The sequence below is a fragment of the Type-E symbiont of Plautia stali genome, from assembly GCF_059731115.1.
On the sequence record NZ_AP035906.1, the window covers coordinates 2,235,089 to 2,247,050 of the forward strand.

At 54.7% G+C, this 11,962-nt stretch carries 7 protein-coding genes; 5 read left to right on the plus strand and 2 right to left on the minus strand.

From position 1 onward, the window contains the following. Nucleotides 1-75: 75 nt before the first annotated feature. Nucleotides 76-1,665 (minus strand): PTS transporter subunit EIIC, encoded by a 1,590-nt coding sequence (locus tag AC6I8L_RS10240; protein ID WP_058959790.1) that lies wholly within the window; start codon nt 1,663-1,665, stop codon nt 76-78. Nucleotides 1,666-1,913: 248 nt separating this feature from the next. Here AC6I8L_RS10240 and AC6I8L_RS10245 point away from each other — a divergent pair, with 248 nt between their 5' ends. The 5 genes from AC6I8L_RS10245 (at nt 1,914) to pdeR (ending at nt 10,966) form a co-directional block, all read left to right on the plus strand. Further along, the gene (locus tag AC6I8L_RS10245; protein WP_058959791.1) at nt 1,914-4,223 is read left to right on the plus strand and encodes an FdhF/YdeP family oxidoreductase; all 2,310 of its coding nucleotides are present in this window, start codon (nt 1,914-1,916) and stop codon (nt 4,221-4,223) included. Between the two features lie 126 nt (nt 4,224-4,349). Continuing rightward, complete coding sequence (locus AC6I8L_RS10250) at nt 4,350-6,284, plus strand: exoribonuclease II (protein WP_058959792.1); 1,935 nt, start codon at nt 4,350-4,352, stop codon at nt 6,282-6,284. A 184-nt stretch (nt 6,285-6,468) separates the two neighbouring features. Then, the gene (locus AC6I8L_RS10255) at nt 6,469-8,535 is read left to right on the plus strand and encodes a carbon starvation CstA family protein (RefSeq protein WP_058959793.1); all 2,067 of its coding nucleotides are present in this window, start codon (nt 6,469-6,471) and stop codon (nt 8,533-8,535) included. After that, nucleotides 8,528-8,824 carry a YbdD/YjiX family protein gene (locus AC6I8L_RS10260; protein ID WP_058959794.1) on the plus strand — a complete coding sequence of 99 codons (297 nt, stop codon included), beginning with the start codon at nt 8,528-8,530 and terminating at the stop codon, nt 8,822-8,824. The genes AC6I8L_RS10255 and AC6I8L_RS10260 overlap by 8 nt, the downstream gene beginning before the upstream one ends. A gap of 156 nt (nt 8,825-8,980) precedes the next feature. Continuing rightward, on the plus strand, nt 8,981-10,966 hold the full coding sequence (gene pdeR / locus AC6I8L_RS10265) for a cyclic di-GMP phosphodiesterase (RefSeq protein ID WP_034821445.1): 1,986 nt from the start codon (nt 8,981-8,983) through the stop codon (nt 10,964-10,966). Between the two features lie 12 nt (nt 10,967-10,978). On the opposite strand, the gene AC6I8L_RS10270 is transcribed toward pdeR, so the two are convergent. Next, nucleotides 10,979-11,845, minus strand: a complete 867-nt coding sequence (locus AC6I8L_RS10270; protein ID WP_058959795.1) for a crotonase/enoyl-CoA hydratase family protein — start codon at nt 11,843-11,845, stop codon at nt 10,979-10,981. Between the last annotated feature and the right edge of the window lie 117 nt (nt 11,846-11,962).

Here is an 11,962-nt window from a genome sequence, read left to right on the forward strand (position 1 = left end):
GCATCTTCGCAAATTAGGGCAAACTGCATTTAACATTGATTGCTCATTTTATTATTAGCATGATAACTAAGTGTGTTACGCCACGCCTAATGCACTTTTTACTTCGTTAGCAATTTTCTCCACCTGCGGACCGTAAATCACCTGCACATCGTGATCGCTGACACGGTTAATCCCGTTAGCTCCGGTAGTCAGCAGCGTTTGATCCACCACCTCTTTCATCTCTTTCACGCGTACCCGCAGGCGTGTGAAACAGCAATCGACGTCCTCTATATTGGCCTCGCCGCCCAACCCGCTGATGATCACCTGAGTGCGTTCATCCGCTGTCACCTGCGCGGTTTGCGGCTCCTCATCTGATTCACGCCCCGGCGTTTCCACTTGCATGCGCGTTATGACAAAACGGAAGCCGTAATAGTAGATCGGCGCATAAATCACCCCCAGCGCTACCGTCCACCACCATTGGGTTTTACTGCCGCCGAGAATACCGAACACCACCAGATCGATGGCGCCGCCCTGCACGTTGCCGATCATTAAATGCAGCATCGACATCAGCATAAATGACAGTCCGGTCAATAACGCATGCAGGATGTAGAGCACCGGTGATACGAAGATAAAACAGAACTCCAGCGGTTCAGTGATGCCGGTGGTGAAGGAGGTCAACGCACCTGCCATCACCAGCGCTTTAACCCGCTGTTTATGCTCCGGACGCGCGGTGTGGTAGATCGCCAGTGCAGCAGCAGGCAAGCCGAACATCATCACCGGGATTTTACCCTGAGCCAGGAATTGGGTGGCACTGCGCACCGTCTCATCAGGTATAGCGCCTGGGTTGGTGAGCGAAGTGTTGAAGATATTCAGTGCACCAACAATGGTTTGCCCGTCCACCGTCGCCATGCCACCGATAGGGGTGAAACGCACTGTTTCATTGAGGATATGGTGCAAGCCAGTCGGGATAAGCAGACGTTCGCCGGTTCCCAGCAGAAACGCGCCGTACTGGCCGCTTTTCCCAATCATCTTGCCGACCCAGGCAATGCCTTCGCCGATCGTGGGCCAGATCAAGGCCAGCAGCACGCCAATCAGCGGCAAGACGATAACGGTGACGATGGGGACAAAGCGCCGCCCGCCGAAAAAGCTAATCGCCGTCGGCAATGGTTGCGTGTAAAAGCGATTATGCAGTGCCACGGTGACTAGCCCGGCAATCACGCCGCCAAGCACACTCATGTTGTAAGTAAAGATGCCCAGCATCTCGATGTACTCTGCCGAAGTCATCATCGCCGTGGTTTGATCCAGGCCTGCTTGCTGTAAGGCTTCTGGGGTCGTGGTGGCCGCCGTCAGCCCTTTGGCCGCCAGCGTAGCACTGATGCCCACATTCATCACGACATAGCCAATGACTGCCGCAAAAGCCGCAGTAGGCTTCTCCGCTTTCGCCAGACCAATGGCGCTGGCTACGGCGAAGAACACGGGCAGATTGGCAAATAAGGCCGCCGCCACTTTGCGGATAAAACCAATAATCAGTTGTGGCACCTGCATATTGGCAAAGGCATCACCGGTGACGGCGGGGTTCTGCATCGCCGCAGCCAGCCCGAGAAAAATCCCGGCGGCGGCAATAACGGAGATCGGCATCATTAAGGCTTTACCGAAGGCGTGAATTTGGCTGGCAAGATTCTTCATGGTGCGCGCCCTTTCATCAATTGAAAGAGCAATTATTAGCCAGTTATTGGATTGTCACGTCGCGACGCTGTCCTGCCAGCAGGTAAAGTTTGAACCACATCACGCTTCTGACTGTTTGATCGCGATAAACGCCGCCTATCGCACCATTAAACCAATCAATTAGACAACTTTTGCTGTCAGTCGCACACTTCCTCACAACAGAAGTCATATTCTGATAACAATTCATAAACAATAAGCCTGCAACGACTATGAAATTTAAACGTAAAATTCAGCCTTATCGTGCCGCTGCTGGCGGCTGGGGCTCTTTGGAAGCTACCACCCGTTTCGTCCTTGATAGTAAAGCTGCGCTGAAAAACATGCGCAATTTGATGCGCATGAACAAAGCGCGTGGCTTTGACTGCCCGGGTTGTGCATGGGGTGATGACAACAAGAGCACCTTCAGCTTCTGTGAGAACGGCGCGAAAGCCGTGACCTGGGAAGCGACCCGCCGTGTGGTGGAGCCCGAGTTTTTCGCTCAACACAGCGTGAGCACCCTGTATCAACAGAGCGACTATTTCCTGGAGTATCAGGGACGCCTGACGCATCCGATGCGCTATAACAGCGCCACCGATCACTATGAACCGATCAGCTGGGACGATGCGTTGGCGATGATCGCCCGTCATCTTAAGGCGATGGATCATCCCGACCAGATGGAGCTTTACACTTCCGGTCGCGCCAGTAACGAAGCCTCATGGCTCTATCAGCTTTTCGGCCGCGTGATGGGCACCAATAACTTCCCTGACTGTTCCAATATGTGCCACGAAGCCAGCGGCACCGGCTTGAAGCGCAGCATCGGCGTCGGGAAAGGCACCATTCGTCTCGATGATTTTGACCACGCCAATGCGATTTTTGTTATTGGTCAAAATCCGGGCACTAACCATCCACGTATGCTGCACAGCCTGCGCCACGCAGCCGATCACGGTGCGAAAATTGTGACGTTCAACACACTGCGCGAGCGTGGGTTAGAACGTTTTGCCGACCCGCAGAAACCACTGGAAGTCGTCACCTCCATGGCGGGAACCATTAGTTCTGCCTATTATCAGCCCAATCTCGGCGGCGATATGGCAGCGATTCGCGGCATGGTGAAAACTCTGCTGCAAGTGCAACGCGAGCGTTTAGCTGCGGGTGAACCAGGCATCTTTGATCAAGAATTTATCGACGCCAACACCCATGGCATTGAGAGCTATCTGGCTGCCGTGGATAACACGCGCTGGGACGATATCGTGCGTCAATCCGGCCTGAGCGAAGCGCAGATTCGGGAAGCGGCCGCGATCTACCAGAGCGCTGAGCGTGTCATCATTACCTGGGCAATGGGCGTGACTCAGCATAAACACTCCGTTGATACGGTGCGTGAGATAACCAACCTGCAACTGCTGTTTGGACAGCTGGGTAAAAAAGGCGCTGGCCTTTGTCCGGTGCGCGGCCACAGTAACGTGCAGGGGAACCGCACCATGGGGATCGATGAGAAACCCAATAAGCCGTTCCTTGATGCCTTGGGCGCGCATTTCGGCTTCGAACCGCCGCGTGAACACGGTCATAACACCGTTGAAGCGCTTGGCGCGATGCTGCGTGATGAAGTGAAAGTGCTGATCGCCCTGGGCGGCAACCTTGCGGCTGCCGCACCCGATTCCCCGGTGACAGAGGAAGCGCTTCAGCATTGCGGTCTGACCGTGCACATCAGCACCAAACTCAATCGCAGCCATCTGGTGCCGGGCCACGAAGGTTTGATTCTGCCGACGCTCGGCCGTACTGAGCGCGATCGTCAGGCCAGCGGTAACCAGTTCATCACCGTTGAAGACTCTTTCAGCATGGTACACGCCTCAGAAGGTGTGGGCATTCCACTGGCAGATACCCAGCGCTCCGAAACCGCGATTGTGGCCGGTATTGCACACGCCACGCTGGGCAGTGACAAGATTGACTGGCTGGGCATGGCCGATGATTACAACGTGATCCGCGATCACATTGGTGCCACTATTCCTGGCTTTGCCGACTTTAATAACAAGTGTGATATTCCGGGCGGATTCTACCTGGGTAGCGCCGCGGCGGAGTTGCGTTTCAATACGCCAAGCAAACGGGCGGAGTTCAGCGCGGCAGCCTTGCCAACCTCGCTGTTCCCACAGCTGGGCAGCGAAGTGGAGGTGCCGTTCACGTTGCAAACCCTGCGTTCGCATGACCAGTACAACACCACCATTTACGGCCTCGATGACCGTTATCGTGGCGTGTATGGTCAGCGTGAAGTGGTGTTTATCCACCCGGATGACATGGCATCACTCGGCTTCAGCGAAGGCCAGCTGGTGGATATCGAAACGCTGTGGAATGATGGCCTGACGCGCCGTGTGAGTGGCTTTAAGCTGGTGCCGTATAACATTCCGCGCGGTAATCTCGCGGCCTATTATCCGGAAACCAACCCGCTGGTGCCGCTCTCCAGCTATGGTGACGGCAGCGGGACGCCGACCTCGAAATCGGTGCCGGTAAAACTGGCGTTAACCGCCGCTGTACCGACCCAACGTATCGCCTGAGTCGTCAGCGTTATCAGAAGGTAAAAAGCCGCGTAATGCGGCTTTTTAGCCTGTTTTGGCCTTGCCGCGCGCCCCTGATTCGCGTAAAACTGTCCACCGCTCTTAGGCCACGAAACTAAATACATTATGTTCCAGGATAACCCGCTGCTCGCGCAGCTGAAAGAGAAGCTTCACGCGCAAACTCCGCGCGCCGAAGGTGTTGTGAAAGGCACGGAAAAAGGCTTTGGCTTCCTCGAAGTCGATGCCCAAAAAAGCTACTTCATTCCCCCTCCGCAGATGAAAAAAGTGATGCACGGTGACCGTATTTCTGCGGTGATCCACACTGATAAAGATCGCGAGAGCGCCGAGCCGGAAACCCTGATTGAGCCGTTCCTGACCCGCTTTGTGGGCCGCGTGCAGAAGAAGGACGATCGTTTGTCGATTGTACCTGACCATCCACTGCTGAAAGAGGCGATCCAGTGCCGCGCTGCCCGTGACGTCACCCATGATTTTCAGAATGGCGACTGGGCCGTGGCTGAAATGCGCCGCCATCCGCTGAAAGGCGATCGCGGATTCTATGCTGAACTGACCGAATTCATTGTCACTGCGGACGATCATCTTGCGCCGTGGTGGGTCACCCTGTCGCGCCATAATCTGGAGCGCGAAGCCCCGAACGTTGGCTTCGGCGAAATGCTGGATGAGCACTTGCAGCGCGAAGACCTTACCGCGCTCAACTTCGTCACCATCGACAGCGCCAGCACCGAAGATATGGATGATGCGCTGTATGTTGAAGAGCAGGCTGACGGCAATCTGCAGCTAACCATCGCGATTGCCGATCCGACCGCTTACGTAGCGGAAGGCAGCGATCTGGATAAGCTGGCTTCAAAGCGCGCCTTCACCAACTATTTGCCTGGCTTCAACATCCCTATGCTGCCGCGCGAACTGTCTGATGACATCTGTTCGCTGCGCCCAAATGTGCGTCGTCCAGCGCTGGCCTGTCGCGTGACGCTCACGGCAGACGGCAGCGTAACGGGTGAAGTGCATTTCTTTGCGGCCTGGATCGAATCTAAAGCCAAGCTGGTCTATGACGAAGTGTCAGACTGGCTGGAAAACGCCGGTAGCTGGCAGCCAGAGAATGAGGCGATCGCCGGGCAGATTCGCTTGTTGCATCGTGTGTGTCTGGCGCGCAGCGAGTGGCGTCAAACTCACGCGCTGGTGTTCAAAGATCGCCCTGATTACCGCTTTGTGCTAGGTGAAAAAGGTGAAGTGCTGGATATCATTTCTGAGCCGCGCCGCATCGCCAACCGCATCGTTGAAGAGTCGATGATTCTGGCTAACGTCTGCGCGGCCAAAGTGCTGCAGGAGAAGCTGGGCTTCGGTATCTATAACCTGCACACCGGCTTCGATCTGGCAAACGCAGAGCAAGCTGCTGGTGTGCTGGCCGGTCACGGTATTACCGTGGATCCTCAGGCGATCACCACGCTGGAAGGTTTCCGACAGCTGCGTCGTCAACTGGATGCCCAGCCAACGCAGTACCTCGACAGCCGCATTCGTCGCTTCCAGAGCTTCGCTGAAGTCGGCACCGAACCGGGTCCGCACTTTGGTCTGGGTCTCGAAGCCTATGCAACCTGGACATCGCCGATTCGTAAATTCGGCGATATGATCAACCATCGCCTGTTGAAAGCGATTGTGCGCGGCGACAGCATTGCGCGTCCAAAAGACGAGTTCACCACCATTATGAGTGAGCGTCGTCGCCTGAACCGCATGGCCGAACGTGATGTGGGTGACTGGCTGTATGCGCGCTTCCTCGCGCCCTCTGCCGGGACCGATCGCAAATTCAGCGCCGAGATCATCGATGTGTCTCGTGGTGGTATGCGCGTACGTCTGCTGGAGAACGGCGCCGTTGCCTTTATCCCTGCCCCGTTCATCCACGCGGTGCGTGATGAGCTGGTCTGCTCACAAGAGAGCGGCACCGTGCAGATCAAAGGCGAAGTCGCTTATCGCGTGACCGACATTATCGACGTGACCATCGCCGAAGTGCGTATGGAAACCCGTAGCGTGGTGGCGCGCCCGGCTGCCTGAGCATGAATATCTGCGGGATAACAGCCGTTATCCCGCATTTTTCCCCCTAAGTTTTATCTGATGTTAAATTTGCCTTCCGCTTCACACTTCTGATTCGATTCCCTGTCGTTAACAATTCATTACATTACTTTTAACTTGTTGTATCCGATCGCCTATTTTCCCGGTCTCTACAAGGAGTTAACTCATGAACAACGTCAAAACCGGATTGATCTGGTTAGTGGTGGCGTTAATTGGTGCGGGTGCGTTTGCCATGCTGGCGCTCAGCCGTGGCGAACACGTCAACGCCGTCTGGCTGGTTATTGCGTCCGTTGCCTGCTATAGCATTGCGTATCGCTTCTACAGTCTGTTTATCGCTGAACGTATTTTCGAACTGGATGACCGTCGCCGCACGCCTGCCGAGCGGCTGAATGATGGTCTCGATTATGTGCCGACCAATAAATGGGTACTGTTCGGCCACCACTTTGCGGCGATTGCTGGTGCCGGTCCGCTGGTTGGCCCAATCCTCGCGGCGCAAATGGGCTTTCTGCCTGGCACCATCTGGATTTTGGTTGGCGTGATGCTGGCTGGTGCGGTGCAGGATTTCTTGATCCTGTTCATCTCTACCCGTCGTGATGGTCGCTCGTTGGGTGAAATGGCACGTCAGGAGCTGGGTTCGTTTGCGGGCGTGGTCACCATGCTCGGTGCGCTTGGCGTGATGATCATCATCCTGTCAGCGCTGGCGCTGGTGGTGGTGAAAGCGTTAGCCAACAGTCCGTGGGGACTGTTTACCATCGCCGCAACCATTCCAATCGCGCTGTTTATGGGCGTGTATATGCGCTATCTGCGCCCCGGCAAGATCGCTGAAGTGTCGATTATCGGCTTTGTGCTGATGATGGCGGCGATCATTTACGGTGGCGATGTGGCTGCCGATCCTTATTGGGGACCGCTGTTCACACTGAAAGGCACCGAACTGACCTGGGTGCTGGTGATCTATGGCTTTGTCGCTTCATCGCTGCCGGTGTGGCTGTTGCTGGCTCCGCGTGATTACCTGTCAACTTTCCTGAAGATCGGCGTCATCATTGGTCTGGCAATTGGCATTGTGTTTGCAATGCCGGAACTAAAGATGCCGGCAGTGACCAAATTTATAGACGGTAGCGGTCCGGTGTTCTCGGGTGCGCTGTTCCCGTTCCTGTTTATCACTATCGCCTGTGGCGCCATCTCCGGTTTCCATGCGCTGGTCTCCAGTGGCACCACGCCAAAACTGGTGGAACGTGAAAGTCATATCCGATTCATCGGCTATGGTGCGATGCTGATGGAATCCTTTGTGGCGATCATGGCGCTGATCTGTGCCTCGGTGCTCGATCCGGGCGTCTATTTTGCCATGAACGCCCCTGCCGCGCTGATTGGTACGACGGTGGAAAGTGCCTCACAGGTGATTAACGGCTGGGGCTTTGTCGTGACGCCGGAGATGCTGAGCGGTATCGCGCGCGATGTGGGTGAAAGTACTGTCCTCTCGCGGGCCGGTGGCGCACCAACCTTCGCCGTGGGGATGGCGCACATCATCACCGAGGTATTTAACAGCCGGGTGATGATGGCGTTCTGGTATCACTTCGCCATCCTGTTTGAAGCGCTGTTCATCCTGACGGCGGTCGATGCCGGTACCCGCGCCTGTCGCTTTATGGTGCAGGATTTGGTGGGTACAGTTGTGCCTTCGATGGCCAACAACCGTTCCTGGCTGGGCAATATGGCGGGCACCACGGTGGCCGTAGCCGGATGGGGCTTCTTTGTCTACCAGGGTGTCGTCGATCCGCTGGGCGGTATCAATACCCTTTGGCCGCTGTTTGGCATTGGCAACCAGATGCTGGCCTCAATGGCGTTGATTCTCGGCACCGTGGTGCTGTTCAAAATGAAGAAACAGCGTTACGCGTGGGTGACGATTTTACCGACCGCCTGGCTGTTTGTGACCTCCATGACCGCCGGTTGGCAGAAGATTTTCCACGAGAAGCCCTCCATTGGCTTCCTTGCGCAAGCCAACAAGTTCCGTAAAGGAATTGATGAGGGGGTGATTATCGCTCCGGCGAAAACCGTGGCGGACATGCAAACTATCGTATTTAGCAATCAAATTAACGCGGCCCTGTGTGGCTTCTTTATGCTGGTGGCCGTCACCATGTTGATTGCAGCGTTCTTTGTTATTCGCCGTGCCCTGGGCAGTCAGGTACCTACCACCCATGAATCCGAAGTCTCCCTGCGTAAGGAGGTGCGGAATGTCTGAGTCCATTCATCGCTGGAAAAAACCGATTGGTGTCTGGCACATTCAGCATTGCTTACCGATCGCACCCCAGGCCACCGGGCAAACTCTTAATCGCTGGCAACAAATATGGCAGGGATTGAAGCAAAGTTTTCGCTTAATGGTTGGCGTTCACGACTATCAAACTTATCTGAAGCATATGCGTGAGCACCATCCCGGGCAAACGCCGATGGATGAGCGAGCCTTTCATCGCTACTGCCTAGAGGCCCGTTTTCCCAGCCAGGCAGGCAAGCTCGGCAAGTGTCCTTGCTGACATTTTTAAGCCCCGATTTTCGGGGCTTTTTCGTGCCATTCTTTAGTGAAAACAAAAATATATTTGGTTTGCATCTTGTGCTAACGCAGGAGGTTGAATACTGTTGCTAAAATAATGAGATACCGCCTGCTCAGCATTTCCCCGGAGGAAGTTTCCATGACCGATGAACAAGGGCAAACGTTGCTATACACCCTGTTTGGCACAACCAGCCCTCATTGGCGTTTAACTTCAGATAGCGATGCTTTGCATTTTGCCGAAGATGAGAATGCCAATACCAATTTGGCGGTTCCATTAACCCCCGCGCAGGCCAGTTTGCTGCGTGCGATGACGGTGATCACCTCCAGTATCAACCTGACCCTCTCCCTGCGCGGTGCGCCGGTGCCTATGCACTTTGTCGGCCGCAAGGTCAACCAATCGACATGGGCTGGTACCTCTTCCGCCTGGGGTGATACCTCCTCCGTGGCGCGTGATTTAACACTCGGATTGTCTTTTGCTGAACAAGTGGTTTCCGAAGCAAACTCGGTGATTGTGATCCTCGACCAACGCGGGAATATTCAGCGATTCAATCGCTTAAGCGAAGAGTACACCGGGCTCAAAGAGCAGGAAGTGATCGGCCGCAACGTGTTTCAACTGTTCATGACTAAGCAGGAAGCGCAGGCTTCGCGACGCAACATTTCGGGCTTCTTTCGCGATGGCAACTCTTATGAAGTAGAGCGCTGGATCAAAACCAAAAAAGGCCAGCGACTGTTTCTGTTTCGTAATAAGTTTGTGCACAGCGGTAGTGGGAAAAATGAAATTTTCCTCATCTGTTCTGGAACCGACATCACAGAAGAGCGACGCGCTCAGGAACGCTTACGTGTTCTCGCTAACACCGATACGGTGACCGGTTTACCCAACCGCAATGCCATCCATCAACAGATTAGTCTGGCACTGGAATTAGCCAATGGCAGTCAAACTGGCGTGGTTTATCTCGATCTGGACAATTTTAAGAAGGTGAACGACGCCTACGGCCATATGTTTGGCGACCAACTGCTGCAAGCGGTCTCCCTCGCCATTCTCAGCTGTCTGGGCAAAGATCAGACGCTGGCCCGTCTTGGTGGTGATGAGTTCGTGGTACTGGCAGAACATACCAGCCAGGCTGCGCTGGAAGCCATGGCATCACGTATTCTTGAGCGCCTGCGTCAACCGTTCCGCGTCGGTTTGATCGAAGTCTACAGCGGCTGCTCGATTGGTATCGCCCTGGCCCCGCTGCACGGCGAGGATCGGGAAAGTCTGATCCGCAACGCCGATACCGCGATGTATCACGCCAAAGAGAATGGGCGCGGTAAATTCTGCGTGTTCGCTAACGAGATGAATCAGCGTGTTTTCGAATATCTCTGGCTTGATACTAACCTGCGTAAAGCACTGGAACTGGAGCATCTGGTGGTGTACTACCAGCCCAAATTAGATCGTGACGGCGAAGTGCGCAGCGCAGAAGCATTGGTGCGCTGGAATTCCGTCGAGCGCGGTCTGGTGCCGCCTGGCGACTTTATCTCGTATGCTGAAGAATCGGGCCTCATCGTGCCGCTCGGCCGCTGGGTGATGCTGAACGTTCTGCAACAAATTATTCAGTGGCGCAGCGAGGGAATTTACCTGCGCGTTGCCGTTAATGTTTCAGCTAAACAATTGATTGACCAAAGTATTTATACCGATTTAAAGCAGGCGCTGAGCGAAGCCGGCCTCACGGATTGTCCCATTGATATCGAGCTCACCGAAAGCTGCCTGATTGAGAACGAAGCCGGTGCACTCACGCTGATGAAGCAGTTCCAGGAACTGGGCGCTCAGGTTCATCTTGATGACTTTGGTACAGGTTATTCCTCGCTTTCCCAGTTGGCTCGCGTGCCCATTGATGCAATCAAACTGGATCAAAGTTTCGTACGTAACATCAACAAACAACCGGTGGCGCAATCTTTGGTCCGTGCCATTGTCGCCGTGGCCAAAACCCTCGATCTGCAAGTCATTGCGGAAGGGATTGAAACCAAAGCTGAGGAGAAGTTTGTGATGACCAACGGTGTCGATGGGCGTCAGGGTTATCTTTATGCAAAACCAATGCCCGCAGAACAGCTCGGGCATTGGCTGGCTAAGCATCCTGCCCGCGTTTAACGCTGCTCTCGATTATCCGGCTTTGCGCAGGGATGCGCTATGACGGTTCTGTAGTTGCACCAGTCGTTCCATGTAAGCAATGTCTTTAGGCTCCAGTGTAAAGGCGTAATCCACCCAATCTTCCGTAATATCCATCAGCTCGGCTCGCGAGAGTTGCAGTACGCGCTGGCGCGCTTTCAACATGGCACGCACACCATTCAGCTTCGGACGTAGAGTATCGATAAAGGTACGCGTGGTACGATAAGCATCGCCTGGCTGGAAGACTTTATCTACCAGACCGCGCGTCTCATACCACTCTGCGCTATGCGATTCCCCTTCACAGATCAGCTCTTCGGCCAGCTTCATGCCGGAACGCCGTGCCACCAGTGAATAGCCGCCCATGCCAGGGAACAGATTGAACGCGATCTCCGGGAACCCCATCCGTGCAGAGTTCTGCGCCAGAATGAAGTGATGGGCCAGCGCGGCTTCAAAGCCACCACCCAATGCACTCCCTTCAATCATCGCCAGCGTCACCGCTCCGGTATCAAAACCCCGCGCTGCCGAATGGATGCAATCCACGCAGGCACGCGCATAGGCCCGCAGCGCTTCACGACGGTTGTTACGAATGCACTCCACAAAGAAACGCAAATCGCCTCCGGCGTTGAACATCTGTGGTACCAGCGAACCCGTCACCCAAAAATCAATCGGCAAACCCGAACGCTGAGCGGCATAGCTCAGATTCATGATCTCCTCAATTAATTCGTGGTTGAAACTAGGACGCGGCTGGGCACGCAGCAGCATCCACATGGTGTGTCGACCCTCTTCATAGTAGGCCGCCAGCTGGGTGGTTTGTCCGACTTCGGTAAACAATCTGCAAGTTGGTTGGTTAATTACTGTCATAGTCTCATCCTCTAGTTATGTGATGCGTTAAACGCAACATCAGCGTAATCCAGAGTGAGGCCAGACCAAATGAGAGATTGATTTATAAAGTAAAATCCAGAGATATCCCCGACCATG

Excerpts from the sequence above, each read along its gene's own strand:
- AC6I8L_RS10240 (WP_058959790.1), bottom strand. The coding sequence starts at position 1,665 with ATGAAGAATCTTGCCAGCCAAATTCACGCCTTCGGTAAAGCCTTAATG.
- AC6I8L_RS10245 (WP_058959791.1), top strand. The coding sequence starts at position 1,914 with ATGAAATTTAAACGTAAAATTCAGCCTTATCGTGCCGCTGCTGGCGGC.
- AC6I8L_RS10250 (WP_058959792.1), top strand. The coding sequence starts at position 4,350 with ATGTTCCAGGATAACCCGCTGCTCGCGCAGCTGAAAGAGAAGCTTCAC.
- AC6I8L_RS10255 (WP_058959793.1), top strand. The coding sequence starts at position 6,469 with ATGAACAACGTCAAAACCGGATTGATCTGGTTAGTGGTGGCGTTAATT.
- AC6I8L_RS10260 (WP_058959794.1), top strand. The coding sequence starts at position 8,528 with ATGTCTGAGTCCATTCATCGCTGGAAAAAACCGATTGGTGTCTGGCAC.
- pdeR (WP_034821445.1), top strand. The coding sequence starts at position 8,981 with ATGACCGATGAACAAGGGCAAACGTTGCTATACACCCTGTTTGGCACA.
- AC6I8L_RS10270 (WP_058959795.1), bottom strand. The coding sequence starts at position 11,845 with ATGACAGTAATTAACCAACCAACTTGCAGATTGTTTACCGAAGTCGGA.